The sequence below is a fragment of the Psychrobacter submarinus genome, from assembly GCF_904846685.1.
In the GTDB taxonomy this organism is placed as follows: Bacteria; Pseudomonadota; Gammaproteobacteria; order Pseudomonadales; family Moraxellaceae; genus Psychrobacter; species Psychrobacter submarinus.
Window position 1 is genome coordinate 1,309,252 of the sequence record NZ_CAJHBQ010000001.1, and the last position, 24,738, is coordinate 1,333,989.

Here is a 24,738-nt window from a genome sequence, read left to right on the forward strand (position 1 = left end):
TTTTATGGGCTATGTGTGTGCAGCAAACAGCGCTTACAACTGTATCTATAAATGCAAGTCCGTCTCATGACCTTGTACTTCAATACGCTTTTGCTCACGGCGCTGATAGCGAAGACCAGACGCCGCAAACCACTGCGGTTTAGTCGTTTGTAACAAGTCGCTCAACTGTTGCAACTGGGTTTGCAAGGTTTGGGTCAACCAAAAGTATCCCTGCCACTCAAACGCTAAACGCTGCACGCTTGGATACTCTGAGACGGCAATACGCGTAATGGGGCGAAACACTTCATCACTGGGACTACGTAGCACCGCAGCCATATGCTGCATCGCTTGCGTCAACTCATGCTGATAATGAACCAATAAAACATGGTTTTCCTCATCGATTTCAATATTTGCCAAGCGCGGCGCAGCACTTAATAACAAATCAATGGTGCCAATGATATTGCGATGGGTACGTTGAATGGTCTCCAGCGTCTCTTTTTCGATCCCCGACTCACTGGCGGTCGCAGCGATATGTGGACGCACAGCCAGTAGGCGCTTATTGATCTGTTGTAATGTGGTGACCAACGCTCTATCAACAGGTACTTCTCCAGCTGAAAAAGCCACTGGATTTGATTTATGGGTCGTGTTGCCCGCCGCTCCGTCCGCTGCATCAATATGATGGCCAACGCTTGCATATAAGCTGCTACAAGCATCAAGATTGCTACTCAATAGAAATCGCCACATCAGCGTTGATTTTAGCGGCAAAATGAGTGTGACTGCGACCGCCACGCCTGTCCCTAGCAAGATATTGAGCGCACGGTAAATGCCGTCTTGACCAATACTGCTATTGCCTAGATCGGAGACAATCATCAACATAGTGATACCCGTTAGCAGCCCTGTATATCCGAGCTTTCTGACGGCTAAATAGCCAATGATGCCGCTTAATATACCGATAAGTGCATAATCGATCCATAGCCATGCCCCTGCATTTTGATTGAACCACAACACCCCTAATGCTGTGCCAATACCTAGTAGCGTGCCCAGCACACGCTCTTTGGCTTTGGTATAGATAGCGCCTTGATACTGTAACAATCCTAAAATAATAAAAACCGTAATGGTGGTCCACTCACCATGCGGCAGGTTTGTGACTTTATTGACTAATAGCGCCAGTATGACAGCCGTTCCTAAGCGAATGGCGTGCAAGACGTCGGCATGTTGATAGCGAACATAAGGCTCAGTAAATGGAGCAGTAACACGCTGGTAAAAGGTTGATTTCACGCAAGGCTACTCTTTTTAGTGAATAAACGAGTTTTAGTGGATAAATGAGGTAAACGATAAAGCATATAGGGTACGCACAAACATGCTAGCAGTCGAGCCTTTATTTACCAAGCATCACTCAAAAAAAATGTCTTTTGTCTGATAAAAGACAAAAGACGTTTACATCACAAACCACTAATAAATCGTGGAATCTAAATCGAGGTAATTATACTTCTAAAAAGTCTAAGATACCTTCCGCCGCTTCGCGACCTTCCCAAATAGCCGTGACAACTAAGTCCGAGCCGCGTACCATATCGCCGCCAGCAAAGATTTTGGGGTTACTGGTTTGGAATTTATAAGGCTGATCTTCAAGTGCCAACACCAGACCGTTCAGATCCATCTCAACCTCATAACCTTCAAACCAATCGGCAGGGCTTGGACGAAAGCCAAAGGCCATAATCACTGCATCGCACTCGATGATCTCTTCTGAGTTTTCTACTGGCTCAGGACGGCGGCGGCCACGATTATCCGGAGCACCTAATTGCGTGGTTACCACTTTGACACCATTGACCTTACCGTTCAATCCAATGATCTCTGTGGGCTGTCGATTAAACAAGAATTCAACGCCTTCCTCACGCGCATTCACCACTTCACGGCGCGAGCCTGGCATGTTTTCTTCGTCACGACGATAAGCGCAGACGACGCGCTCGGCACCTTGGCGAATGCTCGTACGGTTACAGTCCATCGCCGTATCGCCGCCACCAAGTACCACTACCTTTTTACCTTTTAGATCAATGTATTCAGATGGGTCTTTTTCCCAGTCGTTACAGCGATTGACGTTGGCAATTAAGTAATCTAACGCATCGTAGACGCCGTCTAACTCTTCGCCAGCGAAACCACCGCGCATATACGTATAGGTACCCATGCCCATAAATACCGCATCATAATCACTCACTAGCTCATCGATACTGACATCAGTCCCAATCTCTGTCTCCAAGCGAAACTCCATACCCATGCCTTCAAAGATCTCGCGGCGATTGCGCATGACGTCTTTTTCCATCTTGAACTCTGGAATACCAAAGGTTAATAGGCCACCAATCTCAGGACGCTTGTCAAAAAGTACTGGCTTAACGCCGTTTCTCACCAAGATATCTGCGCAACCAAGACCTGCTGGCCCTGCACCGATGATCGCAACTTTTTTATCGGTCCAGACCACATCGGACATATCAGGACGCCAGCCTAAGGCAAAAGCGGTATCGTTAATATATTTTTCGACGTTACCGATAGTGACTGCGCCAAAACCGTCATTCAAGGTACAAGCGCCTTCACATAGACGATCTTGTGGGCAGACGCGGCCGCAGACCTCAGGTAAAGTATTGGTACGATGACATAATTCAGCCGCTTGAAAAATCTGCCCTTCAGTCGCAAGCTTTAGCCAATTAGGAATGTAGTTATGTACTGGGCACTTCCACTCACAGTACGGGTTACCGCACTCAAGACAACGATGCGACTGCTGAGCGATTGACTCACTCTCGATAGGATTGTAGATCTCAACGAACTCTGTTGCTCGGGTGACAATGTCTTTTTTGGTCGGCTCAAGCCTCGGTACTTCGATAAACTGATAGTTATTGTCTAAGCGTTTTGCCATAATAAAATCTCTTGATTAGTGGGCGATGACTTTAATCGTTTTCGGTTAATAAAGATGCGATAAAAGTCATCTGCCTGCTTAAAACATTGAAGCGTCTTTTGTACTCAAAATAACGCGACTACTGCGGGTCTGCCATGGTCGTTTTGAGTAAGTTTGCGATACTGGCAGCCTTAGGCTTGACCAAGTAAAACTTACGAACATAATGCTCAAAATCAGCTAGTATGGTTCGGCCCCAAGCGCTACCTGTCTTATTGACATGGTTTTCAATGACCTTTTGCAGATGAATACGGTGGCCTTCAGTCTGCTCACTTGAGATGCGGTTGAGATCAATTAGCTCATGATTACAGCGATCAAAGAAGTCGCCTTCCATATCGAGCACGTAAGCGAAACCACCCGTCATACCAGCCCCAAAGTTAAGACCAGTACGTCCAAGAATCGTGACGATACCGCCCGTCATATATTCACAGCAATGGTCGCCTGTGCCTTCGATAACCGCATGCGCGCCAGAGTTACGAACACCAAAACGCTCACCTGCGGTCCCAGCAGCATATAACTTACCGCCCGTTGCTCCGTATAGACAGGTATTACCGATGATGGCAGTGTCCTTTGCAGCAAAGTTAGATTCTTTCGGCGGATAAATGACAATTTCACCACCTGCCATGCCTTTACCGACATAGTCATTGGCATCGCCTTCAAGCTCGATATGCAGGCCGCCAGCATTCCACACACCCAAGCTCTGCCCTGCGGTCCCCGTCAAACGAAGCTTGATTGGCATATCACTCATGCCAAGATTGCCCCATACTTGCGCAATCTCGCCCGAAATACGCGCGCCGATAGAGCGATCGCAGTTACCGACATAATAGCTATAGTCACCGCCTGTGCCTTGACGAATGGTAAGCATCATATCACTTATCATCTGCTCAGCGAGCAAGCCTTTATCAAACGGCTCATTACGCTCGACCTGACAAGTCTGCGGCATACCGCTACTGGCAGGATGACTAAATAAGAGCGGTGATAAGTCAAGATGACGCTGCTTATCAGTATGACCTTCTAGTATATCAAGCAGATCGGTACGCCCAACTAGCTCTTCCATACTGTGAACACCCAGTACAGCTAACCATTCACGCGTTTCAGTCGCCACAAACTTAAAGAAGTTAATGAGCATCTCCGCCTCACCGATGAAGTGCTCATCACGCAACTTGGATTTTTGGGTAGCAACGCCTGTTGGACAGTTGTTTAAATGACAGATACGTAGGTACTTACAACCAACCGCAATCATCGGCGTGGTACCAAAGCCAAAGCTCTCAGCACCAAGAATAGCTGCTTTTACAACATCCAATCCTGTTTTTAAACCGCCATCAGTCTGCACACGTACCTTATCGCGCAACCCATTCACTCGTAGAGATTGATGAGTCTCAGCCAAGCCAAGCTCCCACGGTGAGCCTGCATGATGGATAGACGACAGCGGAGACGCTGCTGTACCACCATCATAACCTGAGATCGTAATCAAATCAGCGTAAGCTTTGGCAACGCCCGTCGCAATCGTACCAACGCCTGGACGTGAGACCAGTTTGACCGATACCAATGCGTCTGGATTGACTTGTTTCAAATCAAAAATCAGCTGCGCCAAATCTTCGATAGAATAAATATCATGATGCGGCGGCGGCGAAATTAGCGTCACCCCCGGTACGGAGTAACGCAGACGCGCAATCAATGCGTTGACTTTACCACCGGGTAGCTGTCCACCTTCACCAGGCTTTGCACCCTGAGCTACTTTAATCTGCATGACTTCAGCTGAGCGCAAATACGCAGGAGTTACGCCAAAACGTCCTGAGGCAACTTGTTTAATCTTCGAGTTACGCAAGGTGCCATAACGCACCGGATCTTCGCCGCCCTCACCTGAGTTTGAGCGCCCGCCAATCGTGTTCATTGCCATCGCTATGGACTCGTGCGCCTCAGGAGATAGCGCACCTAGTGACATGCCAGCTGAGTCAAAGCGCGTCAAAATCTCAGAGATGTCTTCGACCTCATTAACATCGATGCTGTTGTCAGTTTTTAGTTGTAACAAGTCACGCAACGTCGCAACTGGGCGGCTATTTACGAGGTTGGCATAATTCTGGTAATTTTCGTAATCACCCGTACGTACCGCCGTATGTAAGCTGTTAATCACGTCAGGATTGAAGGCATGATACTCTTTGTCAAAGACAAATTTGAGCAAACCGCCTTGATCGAGCGGTGCACGGCGCTTAAATGCGTTGGCTGCCAATTGGGCTTGATCGGCAGCTAAGTCAGCAAAAGTAGCCCCCCTTATACGACTCTGAACGCCTTTAAAGCACAGATTGACCACCTCTTCAGACAGGCCGACCGCTTCAAACAACTGCGCGCCGCGATACGATACAATGGTCGAGATGCCCATTTTCGACAAAATCTTTAATAAGCCTTTATCCAAGCCTTTACGGAAATTGACGCGGGCTTGAATTGGGTCACCAAGCAACTCACCAGTCGCAACCAAGTCATCGATAACATCATATGCCAGATATGGATACACACAAGTTGCACCAAACCCGATCAATACAGCCACTTGATGCGAGTCACGAGCAAGACCTGTCTCAACGACTAGGTTGGCATCAGTACGGATGCCTTCTGCAATCAGGTAATGGTGCACGGCTCCTGTGACCATGATGGCATTGGCAGGTACTTTTTCTGCATCGATCTCTTTATCAGACAGTACGATCAAGGTATTGCCCGAACGGATGTTATCTGCCACTTCTTCGCAAATAGCGACGATAGCATCGGATAACTCTAAAGTACGGTCATAGTTCAGATCGATACGAGCCATCTTGAATGCTGGATCATCCAACGTTTCAAGCTGCTGCATCTTGCTGGCTGACAAGACTGGTGATGACAAAATAATACGATGAGCATCTTTTGCTGATGGCGCAAACACATTGGTTTCAGCGCCTAGGCAAGTTTGTAGTGACATCACAATGGATTCACGTAGTGGATCGATTGGCGGGTTGGTCACCTGCGCGAACTGCTGACGGAAAAAATCACCCACATGGCGAATTTGCTGTGACAGTACTGCCATTGGCGTATCGTCACCCATCGAGCCTACTGGCTCTTGGCCATTCTCTGCATTGGGTCGAATGATTTCGGTACGCTCTTCATTGGTGATGTGATACATTTTTTGTAATGCTTTTAGCTTATCGCCACGGCACGCTTGCATTGCCAATGTTTCTTCTAAGCGCTCGTCATCACGAATACGGGTGGCCTCTTCACGTAGCCACTTGCGATACGGATGCGCATTTTTCAGCAACGTTGCAACAGCAGTCGTATCCATCACTTGACCTGTCAACGTATCAATAACCAGCATTTGACCTGGGCCGACACGACCTTTTGCCAACACATCTTGTGGTGAGTAGTCCCAAACCCCTACTTCCGATGCCACAGTGATATAACCGTTCTTGGTGGTCACCCAACGTGACGGACGCAGACCGTTTCTATCGAGCATACAGACGGCATAGCGTCCATCTTGGATCACAAGCCCTGCAGGACCATCCCACGCTTCCATATGCTGCGAATAAAACTCATAAAACGCTCGCAAATCCATGTCCATGCTATCGACGTTCTGCCATGCTGGTGGCACCAAAATTGACATCGCATGAAATAAGTTCATACCACCAGACATCAGTACTTCAAGCATATTATCTAAGCTTGATGAGTCAGAGCCTGTGGTATTTACAAGCGGCGTCAATTTATTTAGGTTCGGCAGTTTGTCTGATTTGAGCTTTGGTGTGCGAGCTTTAGACCAATTGCGGTTACCTGTAATGGTATTTAACTCACCATTATGAGCCAGATAGCGGAATGGCTGCGCAAGCGGCCAGCGCGGTAACGTATTGGTCGAAAAACGCTGATGGAAAACCACGATATGTGACGCCAAGCGCTCATCTTGTAAATCTAAGAAAAAGGCTGGTAAATCTGAAGGCATGACCAGACCTTTATAAATAATCGTCTGGCAGCTCAACGAGCACACGTAAAACAATTCATCATCGATCAGACGCTGCTCGGCTTTTTTGCGCGCGACAAACAGCTTACGGTTAAAGTCATCTGCAGCTAGATCATCATCAGCATTGACGAATACTTGCTTAAAATCAGGCAGCGTCTCACGGCCAATATCACCGACGATACTCAGATCTAACGGTACTTCGCGCCAGCCAGCTACTTCTAACCCTTGTGCAGTAATCTCTTCGTTTAACACCTGCTGGCTATGAGCGGCCTTTTCACTATCTAAATGAGTAAACACCATGCCGACAGCAAAGTTGTCAGTGATAGACAGCTCCTGCTCAGAAGCGATAGTTTGAAAAAACGCTTTTGGCGTCGCTAGCAATAAGCCGCAGCCATCGCCAGTCTTGCCATCTGCTGCTACACCGCCGCGATGGGTCATACAGCTGAGACTATGAATAGCGGTCTTGACTAAGTCGTGACTGGCTTGTCCCTCAATGTGAGCAATCAAACCAAAACCACAGTTATCAGAGAAATCATCTGGAGTCGCTAGATGGCTATGCGAGGAGATCATTGACATGGTTTATCCTTTTGGGTGAACGGGCGCTTGGTATCCAATGCGAACATTAAACGCAGCATTGCAAGTAAAATGCAATTAAAATAAAATTTACTAAACTTTATGCTAATATATTTATTCAAGCGGATTAATAGAGCCCGTGATGAACGGCTAAAACTGCACCAGATGCCTAAAATTATTTAAGCAAGACTTTATAAGAGCGTCAATTCAACGCTCGTCTTATCGACGACTTATCCTTAAGTAGTAAATTAATTATTTTTTGCCATAGCAAATAACCAGACGGTTAGAGCTATGATTGAGTTATAACAACCATTTGAGGTGACAGCTACTAAGGCTGATATAGCCCTTACAATAACTGACTTATTATAAAGCTGACGATATCCCTAGAGTCGTTATCTTATCTTTCATGAGTAAGATAACGTTTATACCTGGCATTGATTTGTACAAAGAGTAGCAAGTTTACGATAATTGTACAAATCAGCGCAGGTACTAATCATAGATAATATTTAAGCAAAAATCTAGTTATTTATGTGACCTATTCCGCTTACCTCTATCATGAGTTTTTGTCGTTAAAAAAGTGAGCTGCTCCGCTTAATTCGTTCTTTCCTGAATGAGCTCTTTCATACTGTCGTTACTATTTGCTGTATTACTCGCAGCATCATTTGCGGTGTTAGCCGGTTTAGGCGTGGCATTATTGTTATTGTTATTGTTATTGTTCGTTTTCGGCGGAGCGCTCGTATCCTTATCAGTAGGCGGTTTCGGCGCGGTGACTACCGGTGGTTTTTTGACTTCAGCGTCCGTATTACGGGTATTACTTGGTATTTGAGCGATGTTTTCATTACCAGAGTCAATTGAGCGCTGTTCATTGACAGATAAAGTCGCTGAAGTATCCTCGGACTGACGAATACTCTCTTTTTGACTATTTGCAGCTGCATCGTTTTGGGCATTTGCCATATTACGCTCTGCTCTTTGCTTGATAGTATCAGCAGAAATACTATCCTCTGTAGCAGCGTTATCATTATCATTAGTTGTTGGCTGTTGACGTACTGGCACTTCACGCTGGGTACGTTTTAGCTTAACGGAACGAGCGCGTCTGCTGCTCAGATCTTTTATTGGTTCTGGACGCTCGTAGTTATCAATAATACTGACGTAGCGGCTGATCTCCTCTGGCAATACTCGTACACCAGCTGGTAGCCCAAAGTCTATAAGCTTAGCAGCGCCTACGGCTTCTTGCGGACTGCTCATAATGCCATAAGTCAACATATAGCGTACTTTATTGTTTTCATCACGATAACGAAAATAGGCAAACTTGTCACGATCTTTACGGCTTTCTAAATAGCTGACGATGACGTCGTTTTCGGCCACATTCATCACTTGTACCGTCCACTTACCTTTGTTCGCTGATAAGTAACGCTTATCCTTAAACTCATCAGGATAATTACGCAAATCACGGACCGTTGCCTCAAAGTCGATAGGCTGTACATCGGTATCAAGCTCATGTAAGGACTCGATGGATAATGGCTGTTTGAGCTCATCGACGGTGACTTGCGGCGTTGACAGCGGCGCATTCTCAATTTGAGCACCGATGGCAGATGTCTGACTAAACATCCAAACCAATGCAGTCACTACTCCGAGTAACAACGCCATCATCAGCCATAAAAGCGCTTGGCGACGATAGGATCGGCTCGCAGGAGATGTCGATGCGCGCGATTGTGCCATGAAGAATTTCCTTGGTAATATAGGTTGTCAATATAAGTATCGACACTAACAATGAATAAATACAAAAGACAATAGACTAGAACTCTCTAAAAAGTCATAAATATCAGTCATCTATAATAACAGTATACCGCTTTATGGATTAGATTGGGATAAAACCTCTATCAATAGCTTCTCATCGAAATCATCGGTCAATATCCCCTCGCCTAGTGATTTGAGTAAAATCAGCCGAATCTTGCCGCCTTTGACTTTTTTATCATGACCCATCAGGTCAAGAGCGGTTGCCACTGAGATAGCAGGCGGAGTAATAGGGAGGTTGGCAAGCGTTAAGATATGTTTTATCCGATCGGTGTCATGCTGAGTCAGCCAGCCAAGCTTTTGTGACAGCATTGCCGCTTGTACCATACCAGCAGCCACTGCCTCTCCGTGCAACCATTCGCCATAGCCCTCATGCGTCTCGATCACATGACCAAAGGTATGACCAAAGTTCAATAATGCTCTGACACCTGACTCTCTCTCATCTTGCGCGACCACTTGCGCTTTGTAGTCGCAGCAGCGCTTAACCGCTACAGCAAGCACTTCTAGATCAAGCGCCATCATGGCCGGCAGATTATGCTCAAGCCAAGTCAAAAACGCTTCATCCATAATCAGCGCGTACTTAATCACCTCGGCGATACCTGCTGACAGCTCGCGCGCGGGCAAAGTCTGCAAAGTATTCATATCAGCCAATACCATCTGCGGCTGCCAAAACGCGCCAATCATGTTTTTGCCTTGCGGATGATTGATACCGGTCTTACCGCCCACGCTCGAATCCACTTGTGCCAACAAAGTCGTCGGGATCTGAATAAAATTGACGCCGCGCATAAAGCTTGCTGCAGCAAAACCTGTCATATCGCCAATCACGCCGCCGCCAAGCGCAAGTAAAGTCACGTCACGGTTAAAATGCTGCGCCATGAGTGCATCGTATATTTTATTGATATGATCTTGATTCTTATACTGCTCACCATCGGGTAGCACGCAGACGGCTACCTGAAAATCAGTAGATAATTGCTGCTGTAAAGGCTGCAAGTACAAAGGCGCGACAGTCTCATTGGTGACGATTAACACTTGCTTGCCCGTAATATACGGTGCGACGCGCTGCGCCATAGTGCTTACCTTGTTACTGTCACTCGCGGCATCTTCGCTATCGCTACAACTTGCGGTAATAATAATAGGATAATCATGGCTTTGGGTTTGTACTGTCAAACTATCATCGAACAGGGGCTTTGCCATACCGGCTTCCTATGTAAAAATCTAGACGCTGTTTTTTATTGAATATCGACGTTGTTAAGTGGCGGCATATCTAGACTGAGGCTTATTTTCTGCAACACAGCTTTTGCAACACATTTTCTGTACCACTCTTTGCAACACCCTTTCAACACATCTTCGGCACACTTGGTGTGAGTTACAACGGTAGTTACGGCTTATAAACGCAATATCGCGAGTATTAAGGCGTGTTGTCGCCCTGCGTTGTAGCAATAAACCGTTCTAGCTGCTGCAATAGCTGATTGACCATATGCCGCGGATAAGTGTGCCCAGTCGGCAAAATAATATGAGCCACTTGTCGATATAATGGATCACGGACTTGATATAAATTTTGTAGGATTTGTTTGGGATTCGGCTGTTGTAATAGCGGGCGCGACTTATCTTTGGCCGTGCGCGCCATTTGCACCTCAACTGGGGCATTTAGATAAACCACGATACCGCGCTGATGCAAAAACTCTCGGTTATCATGACTCATGACCGCACCGCCACCAGTGGCTAATACGATTTGGGGCTTTTGAGTCAGCTCATCAATGGCGCGAGTTTCACGCTCACGAAAGCCAGCTTCGCCCTCTTTGGCAAATATCCAAGCAATATCCGCGCCGGTTTGGGACTCAATAAACCAGTCGCTATCAACAAACTCACGCCCTAGCTGTTTGGCAAGCAGACGGCCAATTGTGGTCTTTCCTGCACCCATCGGCCCGACTATAAATACCGACGGTAATTCCTCCAACATAACACTTACTCAGCTAAATTAACTATCATACAACGTCATCGATAATCTGGCTAGTAATCAACCTTGATATTAACAGCAAAAATTTTATTAAGCCTTTTTGAGCATCATTAAGACACAAAAAAGCAAGCACTTAGGCTTGCTTTTCTTCGCGTTAAAATTGAACGATTTATAAAATAAAAACCGCTTAACTTTTATGGTTACAGGATTAACCGGGTTAGTCCAAACGACTGATGCCATCGTTGATAAGCTTTGGTGTCACAAATATCAGCAGCTCTTCTTTATTATTACTCCGTACATCGCGGCGGAAGGCGCGGCCGATATAAGGTAGATCGCCTAAGAACGGTACTTTATCCACGCCGTTGTTAGTACGGTTTCTAAACACGCCGCCTAAGACAATGGTCTGTCCATCTTCGACGATGACATTGGTTGAAATCGAATCTTCATTGATAGCGACATCGCCATTGATAATGGTTGGCGTCCCGTTAGTAATAAGAAGCTGCAAGCCAATTTTACCATCAGGGGTAATGTTCGGCGTGGCCTCAAGGCTAAGCGCCGCTTCTCTAAAGCTAGTAGACGTTGCGCCACTTGCCGCCGCTTCTTGATAAGGGATCTGCGTACCTGAGGAGACTTTGGCGGTTTGCTTATCCGCAGTCAAAATCTTCGGCGTAGAGATGACCTCCCCGCGATTATCGGCTTGCAAGGCAGAGAGCTCAAGATCTAGCATCACATCGGATAAGCTAAGCAGACCAAAAGCGATACTGCCAGCCGCCGGATTAGTCACTCCCAAGTCGACACTCAAATTATCAGGGCTACTAATATCATAGCTCGGATAAGACACAGTCTGACCATTGACCGTCGTGGTCTCGATGTCAAAATCTTTTAAGTCCGCTAACGTCTGATTGCTACCGCCCACCAGTAAACTGCGATTGGTTGCCGCGCCGCTAGATAAGATACCCCAACGCACGCCAATCTCTTTACTAAAAGTATCAGTTGCACTAACGATACGCGCCTCGATCATCACTTGGCGTACCGGAATATCGATTTTGGTAATCAGCTCGCGAATATTCTCAATGCTATCAGCGACGTCTTTGACAATCAAAGTATTGGTACGCTCATCGATAGTGACGGTGCCGCGATTAGACAATAGAGTATTATTATCTTCAATGTTAGCCGTATTACCAGTGCCAAGAAGGCCACTATTGTTATTGGCCGGCCCACTGCCATCAGAGATAAGATTTAATACATCTTCCGCTCTAGCATAGCTTAGACGAATATACTCCGTGCGTAGCGGTGAAAAAGAGTCAACCGCGCGCTGCGCTTGTAGCTCATCTGCCTCTTGCTGAGCCAGCTCCGTCGCTGGTGCTACTAAGATGACATTACCGTTTTCGCGCTTACCTAGGTTTTTGCTTTTTAGAATAATATCGAGCGCTTGATCCCAAGGTACATTGATAAGGCGCAAAGTGATATTACCAGCGACTGAATCACTAGCAACAATGTTCATATTAGTGAACTGCGCTAAGATATCAAGCACACTACGAATCTCAACGTCTTGGAACTCCATAGACAGCGCTTCACCAGTATAGACTTTTTCTTCTAGCGTCGGCTCACGTAGTAGCTCAGGCTCAGAGATGCTGATATTTAACTGCGCGCCTGATTGATACGCTTGATATTCGTAGTCACCATTCATATTGATAGTGATAATACCGGTCTGACCTTGGTTTTTGGTATCGACACTCGCGACTAAGCCGCTATTGATATTGAGACGGCGCAGCAGGTTTCTAGGTACGGTACTGCCCGTCAAGCGTACGACAAGCTTATTGCCTTGGCGCTGTACATCAACCGGAATAGCTTCATTGGCTAAAGTAATACTGACATTACCGCCGCCACCGCTGCCGGCTGCAAAGTTCAAGGCCGTCAAACCATCATAGCTGTATTGACGACTCACTTGCGAGGAAGCAAGATTGGGGTCTAATAAAGGATTGACTCTGACCACCATAGTATCAGCCGGTACTTGCGGTTTTGTCGGTGCTTGCCGCACTACCACTGGCGCGGCTACGACGTTATCAGTCGCTACGACATTGGTCGCTACTACTGGGCTGTCGATAGGCGTGGTGGTGATGATTGCTGATTGGTTATTGAGCACATCAGCGACCGGATCATTGGTAATGACTTGGCGTGCAGGATCATTGATCGTCAATAGCAGATCGTTACCTTCTATTGCGGTAGTATAATCACCGCTTTTTTTCAGCCCAACAATAAGGCGCGTCGTACTGTCATTACTCAAAGTCGTAATATCGTTGACTATACCCACATTATAATCGTTGAAGCGGCTCGCCAAACCGTTTTGGACTTGTTCAAAGTCTAAGACTAAACGGCTAGGGTTATCGAGCTGATAAGCTGCCGGTACGTTTGGCGTCTCATTGAACCCCAAACGCAGCTGCGTTACTGCTGGCGCCGTCTGCACAACAGACACCTCATTGATACGCTGCACCGCATGAGCGTTGCTCATAATAGCGGTCATGCCCAAAGCGAACACAGGAGCGGCGAAAGTAGAGGAAACACGCCTACTTATCGTCCTTGCCTTATTGTTACGTACGGTCATTACTTATTCCTCAAAAATCTACCATCTTAATTTATAGGAGAGACCAGCGACTGTGGTCTTTCAATAAACCCGGCGCGGCTGTCTGGTACAATTTCAATTAGATTAATCTGCGTGGGCGTAATCTCAACAATACGGCCATCATTGAGTCCAAGATAATCACCTACCTTTACACTAGCGACTGACCCATCTGGACGCTGGACTAAAGCGTACTCTTGTCCTTCAGGGGAGACCACAACACCGCGAAAAGTCAGCTGAGCGATTTCATATTGCTCTAAAGGTTGTTTGATACGGTTAATATCAGGGCGTATGCCGTCGATAGCCGTGGTCGGTCCTTGTATATTCACCAAACTTGGTGGTAAAAAAGGACTGCGTAGACTGCTTGCGCTATAGACAAAGTCTTCTACTAATGACACTTTAGGCGTCGGTTCAACCTCTTGTGCCTGTGACGCTCGTATGTCTTGCATGGCTTGCTCAGCTAGACCGATTCTATCGGCACAGCCACTGAGCAAAAGCGTCGTCATCGTTAAAAGCATAAGGCTGGGTAGCGGCTTAATCATCAGCAGCCTCCTCATCAGGCGTCACTTCTTTTGAGCGATAGGTCTTGGTCTGTAAGATCAAATTCAGCTCCGGAATGGCTTCTAAAGTAGGCTGTGGATTACTCACCTCAAAGTCATGCATAGTAATGATACGCGGCAGGGCAGCAAGACCACTGATAAAACTGCCAAACTGATGATACTCGCCCAAAGCAGCAATACGAATAGGCTGCTCGATAAAAAACTCATTCTCAATCTCAGGCTCAACAGAGATATCTTGGAAGCGGATATTACTGCCCACTCCCGTCATATTGATACCTTCTACCAATTCAGAAACCCGAGTCTCTTTAGGGAGCTGATCGAGCAAAGTATTAAATTCTATATCCATTTGCGCCACTTGCGCTTTATAAGTGTTTAAATGCCGTGCTCGTGACTCTTTTTGACGATAGGTCTCAAGTAAGGTTTGCTGCTCACTTTCGCTGGCCTTAATCTCATCGATTTTACTACTAATCGGTAACGCCCAAGCCATAGCAGCAATGAAGACGACAATTAACAATAACACGGTCACTTTAACTGGTAACGGCCAACTGCCAGAGTTTTGGGTATCTAGCGATTCAAAGCTACGACGAAAATCATTGAAGTCGAATGATTTTTTTGGCGGGGTCAATGGGCCTTGCGCCTTGATTGCGCTTTTTTTGGTTTTTATGAGGCTTTTTTTGCGGATAGGACTCATAAAGCACCTCCAGAGCCATTAGCACTAGCGGCGATCTCAGCTGACTGGGTAGGCTCAGTTAATGAGGACTGCACTTGAGTGGTTACTACAAACTGCACGTAACTGTCCTCAGGGTATATAGGTCGAGGCCGCTCACCGTTAGTAGGTGCTCGATTTAAGGTCGCTTCTGCCTCGTAGGCACTAATATTTTGCTGAATATTACGTACGGCGGAGTTTTCCATCCACAAGCTGTCGTCCAAATTACGAATTAAGCTCGAGACTACGTTTGGGTTGTCCGCTAGGCCGGTAAAGGTAAGTAGGTCACCCTCACGCTTTAGATTATTCAGATAAAGCGCTGGAGGCATCGCCTTTGCTACATCGTCCCATAAACGCACTGGAATTGGGCGTCGTCCCTGCAAGTCTTGGATAACTTGCATACGCGAGATAATATCTTCTCGGCGCTGCTCAAGCGTATCTATCTCCGCAAGTACCGTATCCAAACGATTGTTTTCTTGCATGATGCGATCATTGGCGTCACGCTGCTCTTCGAGCTCATTATTAAAATAGCTCAAAGTCGCAAACGCGGACAACAATGCCAGCAGCGTCACTGCAGCAACTAGCGTCAAAAACTCTTTATTGCGGCGGGCGCGTTCCTCAGAACGCCATGGTAGTAGGTTAATACGAGCCATTAGTTAAAGCTCCTAAGCGCAAGCCCACAAGCCGCCATTAGGCTGGGAGCATCGATAGCCAACTGCTCGCTGTCAATATAAGGGCTGATAGTCATATTAATAAATGGATCGGCGACGGTAACGCCGATATTTAGTTTTTGCTGGATCATGCCGGCAAGACCGGGTATAGAGCTACTACCGCCCGCGAGCACAATATGATCAATGTGGTCATATTGACTTGAGGAAAAATAAAACTGTAGCGATCGAGTGATTTGTTGTACCGTACTTTCCATAAACGGCGTGAGCACTTCAGGATAATAATCATCAGGCAACATACGCTCATGCTTATTAACCATCGCCTCTTCATAAGACAACCCGTAGCGCTCTTGGATGGCTTCTGTGAGCTGCAACCCGCCAAATAACTGCTCGCGGCTATAGATAAATTTATCGTTTTTAGCGATATATAAGGTCGTTTGATGATGGCCAATATCGATAACAGCGACCAATTCTGGCATATTTGGTAAATTATCTGCCATCATCTGAAAAGCTCTTTCGATAGCGTGCGACTCTATATCCATGACTTTGGTTTTTAGACCACCAAAGGCCAAGGCGTCCACCCGCTGATCTACGTTCTCAGAGCGTGAGGCTGCTAGCAAAACTTGCACCATCGTGTCATCAACGACAGAAGGCCCTAGCACTTCAAAGTCCAGATTGACTTCATCTAAAGGATAAGGAATATACTGATCTGCATCGAGACGGATTTGTGCTTCGCGTTCAACATCGCTTAAAGTAGCATCCATATCGATAATCTTGGTAATGACCGACGAGCCTGAGACCGCGGTTGCAGCATCATGGCCTGCAACTCGGTTTTGGCGCGCTAAGCTTGCAATCGTGTCACCAGCCGCTTCAGTATCGACAATCAGCTTATCAACGACTATCCCTGGCGGTAATCTTTCGATACCATAAGACTTGAGATGATAAACGCCTTGCTGCCGAGTTATGTCAACTAGCTTTACTGAAGTTGCACAAATATCTACTCCGATTAAACTCTGATGCTTAGAAGAAAGTAGCTTCACAGACCCTACACCTTATATAGAATATAGATTACAAAGGTTTTGTAATCATGGAATACAATACGTTACTTAATAGACATATTCAAGTAATTAAAAATTTTTCTCAGAGAATTACACATTTCATGCGAACCTAGCTTTGGGTTCAATGTATAATAATGACCGTTCACTCTCTTAATTGATAAGCTTATTATGCCCAAAAAAAATGCCACCGTCCGTCTTATCCATTACTTGGTGGGGCTTTTTATTGCCTTTTTAGCGCTAGTCATTATCTTAGCGCTCACCGTTCCTATTGGCTTTTATGGCATGGCAATGTACTTATCACCTACCCTACCTAGTATCCAAGAGATTAAAAGGGCAAATTTGGAGATGCCTTTACAGATCTATAGCCGTGATGACAAACTCATCGGTCAGTATGGCAACCGCTTATCTTTGCCTGTGACTTATGAAGAGATTCCTGAAGGGCTGACGAACGCCTTTTTAGCTGCTGAAGACGCTTCATTTTTTCAGCATAGCGGCATTAGTATTAAGGGTTTAGGACGAGCGGTCACCGAAGTGGTCACTGACGATGAGGGCCAAACAGGGGGCTCAACAATTACTATGCAGGTGGCTAAGAATTACTTTTTAACGCCTGAGCGTACCTTGAATCGTAAGTTAACAGAGCTATTTGTCGCCAGAAAGATGGAAGACGAGCTCACTAAAAATGAAATTCTCACTTTATATGTGAATAAAATTTATTTGGGCGAAGGCGCTTATGGTATCCGCGCCGCTGCCAAAAAGTATTATAGTAAGTCACTTGAGAGCTTAACCGTCGCAGAGATGGCGATGCTAGCTGGCCTTCCAAAAGCTCCTTCTAAATACAACCCAGTCGCCAATCCTGAGCGTGCCCTTATTCGCCGTAACTGGATTATCAAACGTATGCACGAGCTTGGCTATATCGATCAAGCGCAATATGATGAAGCTATCGACTCGCCAATCGGCTTGAATTTATATCAAGAAAAACTCGATGTTAATATGCCTTATTTGGCAGAGATGGCGCGCTATGCTTTAGTCAATCGTTATGGAGATCAAGTAGTCAATGGCGGCTGGCGGGTGCGCTTAACCGTTGATAGCCAAGCGCAGCAAGCTGCCGAAGCGGCTGTCCTCAAAGGACTTATTGCCTATGATCATCGTCATGGCTGGCGCGGCGCTGAGGCGAACGATGAACCTCTTGAAGACTTTAACCGCTATGGCAGTATGTATCCTGCGAAGGTGACCACTGTCAACTCACGCAGCTTTGAAGCACTGATGCAATCAGGTGAGACGGTCACCGTAAACTGGTCTGGTATGAGCTGGGCAAAGAAGTTCATTTCAGCCGATCGCTTCGGTAATCTACCTAGTAACGCCTCCCAAATCGTCAGTGAAAAAGACATCGTTCGCTTAATAAAAACCGATAATGATAATTGGCAATTGGCACAGATTCCAGATGTCCAAGGCAGCTTAGTATCGCTAGACCCAGAGACAGGCGCGCTAAACGCTTTGGTAGGTGGTTTTGACTTTAAGCACAGTAAATTCAACCGCGCCCTGCAAGGATGGCGTCAACCGGGCTCAACGATCAAGCCACTGATTTATACCGCCGCCTTAGAAAAAGGCTATCGTCCAGATAGCATCATCTCAGATCGTCCCATTCAAGTCGGCGATTGGAAGCCCAAAAACTCTGATGAGCGCTTCTTAGGTGATATCACTTTACGCCGCGGACTTTATCTGTCTCGTAACTTAGTCTCTATTCGCTTACTACAAGCAGTAGGCACCTCAGATGCTCGTGATCTGTTAGACCAGTTCGGTCTCGATAAAGAGAAGCTACCGACTACACTGTCATTAGCGCTCGGTACGGGTCAAGCTACCCCGTTACAAATGGTTACCGCGTACGCGACCTTTGCGAATGGCGGTCATCGTATACAGCCTTATTTTATTGAGCAGATTTATAACTACGATAATGAGCTGTTGTTTCAAGCCAATCCGCAGCAAGCGTGTGCGCTTTGTTTCAATGAGCAGCTTGAAGCTCGTAACCAACAACTGATTGAAGATGCCCAAACGCTTACTGAGCAAGAAGCAGAGGACAAGCAGACGGAAGATACCATAAGCGAAGACGACGCTGTCGAGAATGAGTCAGATGCTCAGAATGATGAGCTTAGCGATGATGATGCTAATAACCGTGATATGAGTATTTATGATGCAAATCCGCTGACAGATCGTCTACAAGCTCCTGTAGTGCAGTATGTAACGGCTACCCAAGCGCCGCGAATCCTCAAACCCAGAGTGGCTTATGAGATGGCCGACATCTTACGAGATGTGGTTCAGCGCGGTACTGCCGTTCGCGCTCGAGCACTTGGACGCGAGGATATTGGGGGCAAGACCGGTACGACTAACGAAGCCAAAGACGCTTGGTTTGCAGGCTTTCATCCTACCAACGCTACTGTCGTTTGGATGGGTTTTGATCAGCCCTCAACCCTTGGTCGCCGCGAGTATGGCGGAGTTGCTGCCCTACCCGTATGGATGGACTTTATGAGAGCGCAGTTAAGAGACGTTCCTTTTGAATGGGTGTCGCTTGATAATAAATCTAAATCTAAAAAGCAAAGCCAGCGTATTATCGAGATGAACGATGATGGCGTTGTCACTACTAATGACAGCGATGAGGACGACTCAAGCAATTTAGAGACTGCTGCCAACCAACCGGTTAAAACTAAAATTCAGCAACGTAAGCCTCCTGAACCTGAACAAGAGCCTGAAGCGCAGTCAACAGCATCTGATTACAGTGATAGCGCGTCACAAAATCCATTACCCGTAACGCCAGCAGAACGTATGCCCGCGATGCCAGAATAAGACTCTATAGTTATAAATATAGCTATAAAGCTCCATTTAGGACACATTCAATAAAGCATTAAAAAGGCGGTTCACTGCAGTGGACTGCCTTTTTGATAGGCAAGCGCTTCCCATACTTTCAATACTGATTTAATACTCGACCATGCCGCCCCGTAGCTGTTCAATCAAATCTAAAAACTGACTGCGCCATTCTCGAATAGTTGACTCATCAGGCAGCCACTGGTTGGACAATGTCACCACATTAACGATCAAATCTTGCGATTGTTTTGAGCTCTCAGCAGGATGAGCACTTATTTGTTGATCCGATAATACAGCATAGAGACAGCGCTGATAAGCTCGCTCTATATTGGCTAAAAACCCATGCTCTAATAGTTGCTGCAAGCGCATGACCTCAGGTGAGACCTGCGTGCGCTCGCTAAGCGCTTGCTCTATAGCCAGTAGCGTTGGCTCATTCATCTCCAAACTATAGAACTGCGAAAGCTCCTGCATAAAGGCTAAAAAGCTACCATATAAATGAAAAATAGCAGTTTCACAGTGCGCTTGGTACAGCTGTTTATCGCTACTGTTATCTGCCGCTTGGCAAGCTAAGCGGCAAAAATAAAGCTTTTGGTTGGTACGGTCAGCATGGTATTTGGCTACGCGAGTTTTACCGGCCATAAGCAGGTTGTCCTTTTATTACGAATCAGTTAAAAAACTACAATGCTTTTAAGTGTACTATCTTTTTACTGAGTCTGACTATATTTTATGCATAAAAAAGCCAGCACGAGGCTGGCTTTTTTACTGTTACATTAAACAGAGCTCATAAGTTAAACAAAGCTTAGTTATCTTGGTTCAGCTCTTGAGCGAAGGCTTCATCGAAACTTGTAAAGTCTTTATTTTCACTTGTAGCTGTACCCATATCGAACGCAGCATTAAGATCTGAGTCTTGCAGCTTTTGTTCTGCTTTGTCTTTACGCGCGTTGTGATACGCAAGACCAGTACCTGCAGGAATCAGACGACCGACGACGACGTTTTCTTTTAGGCCACGTAGCTCATCAACTTTACCCGTCACCGCCGCCGCAGTTAGCACTCGCGTGGTTTCCTGGAACGAAGCTGCTGAGATAAAGCTTTCCGTTGCCAGACTCGCTTTAGTGATACCTAACAATTGACGCTCATACTGAACTGGGAATTTATTCTCAGCTTCCAGTTTGGCATTCAAGGCTATGACATCAGCGTACTCGACCTGATCACCTTTGAAGTGACTAGAGTCGCCCGCATCTGTAATCTCAACTTTGCGCAGCATCTGACGAATAATAACTTCAATGTGCTTATCGTTGATCTTCACGCCTTGCAAGCGGTAAACGTCTTGTACTTCGTTAACGATATAGTCTGCAAGAGCCGTCTGACCTTTTAGACGTAAGATGTCGTGCGGGTTTTGCGGACCATCAGCGATGATCTCGCCGCGTGCCACAGTCTCGTTTTCGAAGACGTTGATTTGACGCCATTTCGGGATCAGCTCTTCATGCGTTTCACCATCTTCGTTAGTAATGATAAAGCGGTTCTTACCTTTGGTCTCTTTACCAAAGCTCACCACACCTGTCATCTCAGCCATAATGGCGTGATCTTTCGGGCGACGTGCTTCGAATAAATCGGCGACGCGTGGTAGACCACCGGTAATATCTTTAGTACCAGAAGATGCTTGTGGGACACGGCCTAAGATCGAACCTGCCGCTACTTTTTCACCATCGCTGACGCGAATGATGGTTTCTGCAGGTAAGAAATAAACCACTTCTTTGCCCGCATCAGTATTCAAGATAATAGCAGGACGTAAGTCTTTAGCATTACTTGAACGGTCACGAGTCGCTAGAATCTCAAACGAGCTCATACCTGTGGCATCATCGACTTTAACGGTCGCTGTACTACCATCAACGATATCACTAAAGCGCGCAGTACCGGCGAATTCTGTGATAATTGGATGCGTATGCGGATCCCACTTAGCAATCGTTTGACCACCATCTACTTTATCGCCATCTTTGACGAGGACGCTTGAACCGTAAGGTACTTTATAACGCTCACGCTCACGACCAAGATCGTCAGTCAAAGCAATTTCTGCAGAGCGAGAGACGATAACTAAATGACCATCGGTATGCTCAACTGTTTTCATATTGTCAAATTGTACTTGACCGGCGTTACGCGCTGAGATGCTATTATCCACAGATGCTGAGCTTGCTGCCCCGCCCACGTGGAAGGTACGCATGGTAAGCTGAGTACCTGGCTCACCGATAGACTGCGCTGCCATAACCCCAACTGACTCACCGATATTGACTTTATGACCACGAGCCAAGTCACGACCATAACACTGCGAACAAACGCCGTGCTCAACTTCACAAGTGATAACTGAGCGTACCCAAATATCATCAATAGCGTTTTCGTCTAAGATGTTTACCCACTGCTCATCGATTAACGTACCAGCCGGAATCAGCACTTTTGAGTCATCATCATTATAAGTCACATCACGCGCAGTCACTCGCCCTAGCACTAAGTCACCAAGTTTTTCGATGATCTCGCCACCTTGGATGTGCGGCGTCATGAGCAGACCTTGCTCGGTGCCACAATCATCGCTAGTGATGACTAAATCTTGCGCAACATCGACGAGACGACGAGTCAGATAACCTGAGTTTGCAGTCTTCAAGGCGGTATCGGCTAGACCTTTACGCGCACCATGCGTTGAGATGAAATACTGTAGTACGGTCAGGCCTTCACGGAAGTTCGCTTTAATTGGTGTCTCAATGATAGAGCCATCCGGTTTTGCCATAAGGCCACGCATACCAGCGAGCTGACGAATCTGTGCAGCACTACCACGAGCACCAGAATCTGACATAATAAAGATTGAGTTGAAGGATTTTTGCTCTTCTTCCTCACCCTTAGCATTCATAATCTTGTCAGTCGCTAGGTTATCCATCATCGCTTTAGCAACTTTGTCGTTGGTACGCGACCAGATATCGACAACTTTGTTATAGCGCTCACCGGCAGTGACGAACCCTTGCTCAAACTGATCTTCGATTTCGCGGACTTCAGCGTCTGCGGTGTCGATGATTTGTTTTTTGCTTGGCGGAATGACCATGTCGTCAAGACCGATAGAAACGCCAGATAAAGTCGCTTGTGCAAAACCTAAGTACATCAACTGGTCAGCGAACATAACGCTGTCTTTGACGCCCATTTTACGATAGCAAGAGTTGATCAAACCTGAGATGTTTTTCTTAGTCATCTCTTGGTTGCACTCTGCAAACGCCATACCTTTTGGCATGATGTTCCAAATCAATAGGCGACCAGCAACGGTCTCTTTTAGACTTGTCGACTCTGTGGTGTTACCTTCTTTATCAGTCTGCGTCTCAGTGACACGCACTTTGATCAAAGCATTGACGTGCAAATCGTTCGAGCCAATAGCACGTAAGGCTTCGTTGACTGTCGCAAACACCATGCCTTCACCTTTGGCATTGATCGATGAGCGACTGATGTAGTATAGACCTAAGACCACGTCTTGTGACGGTACGATAATCGGATCACCGTTAGCAGGTGACAAGATATTATTCGTTGACATCATCAAGGCGCGTGACTCTAGTTGAGCCTCAAGCGTCAATGGTACGTGAACGGCCATTTGGTCACCGTCAAAGTCAGCGTTAAACGCGGTACAAACCAGCGGATGCAGCTGAATCGCTTTACCTTCGATCAGTACAGGTTCGAACGCTTGTAGACCCAATCTATGCAGCGTTGGTGCACGGTTGAGTAGCACTGGATGCTCACGGATAACCATAGCCAGCATATCCCACACTTGCGGCTCTTCACGCTCGACCATCTTTTTGGCCGCTTTAATCGTGGTCGCCATGCCGTGTGATAACAGCTTGGCATAAGTAAATGGCTTAAATAACTCTAATGCCATCTTCTTTGGTAGACCGCACTGATGCAGGCGTAGCGTCGGGCCAACAACGATAACCGAACGACCAGAATAATCGACACGCTTACCAAGTAGGTTTTGACGGAAACGACCTTGCTTACCTTTAATCATATCGGCCAAAGATTTTAGTGGACGCTTATTACTACCAGTAATGGCACGGCCACGGCGACCGTTATCAAGTAAGGCATCGACTGACTCTTGTAGCATACGCTTTTCGTTACGCACAATGATATCAGGGGCGCTAAGCTCCAATAGACGCTTCAAACGATTATTACGGTTGATGACACGGCGATACAAATCGTTAAGATCAGATGTCGCAAAACGGCCACCTTCTAGCGGTACTAGCGGACGTAAATCTGGTGGTAGAACTGGTAAAATATTCATTACCATCCACTCAGGCTTATTATTAGAGTCGCGGAAAGCTTCTAATAACTTTAGACGTTTAGACATTTTTTTGAGCTTAGTCTCAGAGCCGGTTTGCGGAATTGCTTCGCGCAGCTCATCAATCTCGATATCGATATCGATGTCTTTTAATAAGTCTTGTACTGCTTCTGCGCCCATCTTAGCTGTGAACTCGTCGCCGAACTCTTCAAGCGCGCGGTAGTAGTCTTCGTCATCAAGCAGCTGATACTTCTCAAGACTCGTCAAGCCTGGCTCAGTAACAATATAGCTCTCAAAATAAAGCACGCGCTCGATGTCACGTAGCGTCATGTCTAACAAAAGACCGATGCGGCTTGGTAATGATTTTAAGAACCAAATATGCGCGACAGGGCTAGCCAGATCGATATGACCCATACGATCACGGCGAACTTTGGCTGTAGTCACTTCTACGCCGCATTTTTCGCAGATGATGCCTTGGAATTTGCGGCGCTTATATTTACCACAAAGACACTCAAAGTCTTTTACTGGGCCAAAGATTTTGGCACAAAATAGACCATCGCGCTCAGGTTTAAAGGTACGATAATTAATGGTTTCTGGCTTTTTGACTTCACCATGCGACCAAGACTTGATCACATCTGGTGAGGCTAAAGTAATTTGAATGCTATCAAACTCACGATTACCGCTCGCGGTAGGGCTTTGCATGATATCGAGTAAATCTTTCAAGTTGCTTCTCCGTTATCTTTATAATCTTCTAAGCGG

General features: G+C 46.4%; 14 protein-coding genes. 1 reads left to right on the top strand and 13 read right to left on the bottom strand.

From position 1 onward, the window contains the following. Positions 1-45 precede the first annotated feature (45 nt). The 11 genes from JMY03_RS05840 to JMY03_RS05890 all read right to left on the bottom strand — a co-directional run bounded on the left by JMY03_RS05840 (position 46) and on the right by JMY03_RS05890 (position 16,808). Entirely contained in the window at positions 46-1,257 is a 1,212-nt protein-coding gene (locus JMY03_RS05840) for an FUSC family protein (RefSeq protein WP_201601869.1), read from the bottom strand. A gap of 205 nt (positions 1,258-1,462) precedes the next feature. Beyond that, entirely contained in the window at positions 1,463-2,884 is a 1,422-nt protein-coding gene (locus tag JMY03_RS05845; protein ID WP_201601872.1) for an FAD-dependent oxidoreductase, read from the bottom strand. 118 nt (positions 2,885-3,002) lie between these two features. Next, on the bottom strand, positions 3,003-7,466 hold the full coding sequence (gene gltB / locus JMY03_RS05850) for a glutamate synthase large subunit (protein ID WP_201601875.1): 4,464 nt from the start codon (positions 7,464-7,466) through the stop codon (positions 3,003-3,005). Positions 7,467-8,054: 588 nt separating this feature from the next. Next, positions 8,055-9,182, bottom strand: coding sequence for a hypothetical protein (locus JMY03_RS05855; protein WP_201601878.1), 1,128 nt, complete (start codon positions 9,180-9,182; stop codon positions 8,055-8,057). A 132-nt stretch (positions 9,183-9,314) separates the two neighbouring features. Next, positions 9,315-10,451: a 3-dehydroquinate synthase gene (gene aroB / locus JMY03_RS05860; protein ID WP_201601881.1), complete on the bottom strand. Its 1,137-nt coding sequence runs from the start codon at positions 10,449-10,451 to the stop codon at positions 9,315-9,317. Positions 10,452-10,665: 214 nt separating this feature from the next. After that, on the bottom strand, positions 10,666-11,217 hold the full coding sequence (aroK, locus tag JMY03_RS05865) for a shikimate kinase AroK (protein WP_201601884.1): 552 nt from the start codon (positions 11,215-11,217) through the stop codon (positions 10,666-10,668). A gap of 214 nt (positions 11,218-11,431) precedes the next feature. Next, positions 11,432-13,819, bottom strand: coding sequence for a type IV pilus secretin PilQ (gene pilQ, locus JMY03_RS05870; protein WP_201601886.1), 2,388 nt, complete (start codon positions 13,817-13,819; stop codon positions 11,432-11,434). 26 nt (positions 13,820-13,845) lie between these two features. Further along, a complete protein-coding gene (locus tag JMY03_RS05875; RefSeq protein ID WP_201601888.1) occupies positions 13,846-14,376 on the bottom strand; it encodes a pilus assembly protein PilP in 531 nt (176 codons plus the stop codon). After that, positions 14,369-15,085: a type IV pilus inner membrane component PilO gene (gene pilO, locus JMY03_RS05880; protein WP_037058819.1), complete on the bottom strand. Its 717-nt coding sequence runs from the start codon at positions 15,083-15,085 to the stop codon at positions 14,369-14,371. Before pilO ends, JMY03_RS05875 begins: the two co-directional genes overlap by 8 nt. Next, positions 15,082-15,753 carry a PilN domain-containing protein gene (locus JMY03_RS05885; RefSeq protein ID WP_201601890.1) on the bottom strand — a complete coding sequence of 224 codons (672 nt, stop codon included), beginning with the start codon at positions 15,751-15,753 and terminating at the stop codon, positions 15,082-15,084. Before JMY03_RS05885 ends, pilO begins: the two co-directional genes overlap by 4 nt. Beyond that, on the bottom strand, positions 15,753-16,808 hold the full coding sequence (locus JMY03_RS05890; protein ID WP_025644935.1) for a pilus assembly protein PilM: 1,056 nt from the start codon (positions 16,806-16,808) through the stop codon (positions 15,753-15,755). The genes JMY03_RS05885 and JMY03_RS05890 overlap by 1 nt, the downstream gene beginning before the upstream one ends. A gap of 186 nt (positions 16,809-16,994) precedes the next feature. On the opposite strand from JMY03_RS05890, the gene JMY03_RS05895 reads away from it, so the two are divergent. Further along, positions 16,995-19,664: a penicillin-binding protein 1A gene (locus tag JMY03_RS05895; protein ID WP_201601892.1), complete on the top strand. Its 2,670-nt coding sequence runs from the start codon at positions 16,995-16,997 to the stop codon at positions 19,662-19,664. 129 nt (positions 19,665-19,793) lie between these two features. Here the strand turns inward: JMY03_RS05895 and JMY03_RS05900 are convergent, their stop codons facing one another. After that, on the bottom strand, positions 19,794-20,321 hold the full coding sequence (locus JMY03_RS05900; RefSeq protein WP_201601894.1) for a DUF6586 family protein: 528 nt from the start codon (positions 20,319-20,321) through the stop codon (positions 19,794-19,796). 160 nt (positions 20,322-20,481) lie between these two features. Further along, complete coding sequence (rpoC, locus tag JMY03_RS05905; protein WP_201601897.1) at positions 20,482-24,702, bottom strand: DNA-directed RNA polymerase subunit beta'; 4,221 nt, start codon at positions 24,700-24,702, stop codon at positions 20,482-20,484. Between the last annotated feature and the right edge of the window lie 36 nt (positions 24,703-24,738).

Excerpts from the sequence above, each read along its gene's own strand:
- JMY03_RS05845 (WP_201601872.1), bottom strand. The coding sequence starts at position 2,884 with ATGGCAAAACGCTTAGACAATAACTATCAGTTTATCGAAGTACCGAGG.
- gltB (WP_201601875.1), bottom strand. The coding sequence starts at position 7,466 with ATGTCAATGATCTCCTCGCATAGCCATCTAGCGACTCCAGATGATTTC.
- JMY03_RS05855 (WP_201601878.1), bottom strand. The coding sequence starts at position 9,182 with ATGGCACAATCGCGCGCATCGACATCTCCTGCGAGCCGATCCTATCGT.
- aroB (WP_201601881.1), bottom strand. The coding sequence starts at position 10,451 with ATGGCAAAGCCCCTGTTCGATGATAGTTTGACAGTACAAACCCAAAGC.
- aroK (WP_201601884.1), bottom strand. The coding sequence starts at position 11,217 with ATGTTGGAGGAATTACCGTCGGTATTTATAGTCGGGCCGATGGGTGCA.
- pilQ (WP_201601886.1), bottom strand. The coding sequence starts at position 13,819 with ATGACCGTACGTAACAATAAGGCAAGGACGATAAGTAGGCGTGTTTCC.
- JMY03_RS05875 (WP_201601888.1), bottom strand. The coding sequence starts at position 14,376 with ATGATTAAGCCGCTACCCAGCCTTATGCTTTTAACGATGACGACGCTT.
- pilO (WP_037058819.1), bottom strand. The coding sequence starts at position 15,085 with ATGAGTCCTATCCGCAAAAAAAGCCTCATAAAAACCAAAAAAAGCGCA.
- JMY03_RS05885 (WP_201601890.1), bottom strand. The coding sequence starts at position 15,753 with ATGGCTCGTATTAACCTACTACCATGGCGTTCTGAGGAACGCGCCCGC.
- JMY03_RS05895 (WP_201601892.1), top strand. The coding sequence starts at position 16,995 with ATGCCCAAAAAAAATGCCACCGTCCGTCTTATCCATTACTTGGTGGGG.
- JMY03_RS05900 (WP_201601894.1), bottom strand. The coding sequence starts at position 20,321 with ATGGCCGGTAAAACTCGCGTAGCCAAATACCATGCTGACCGTACCAAC.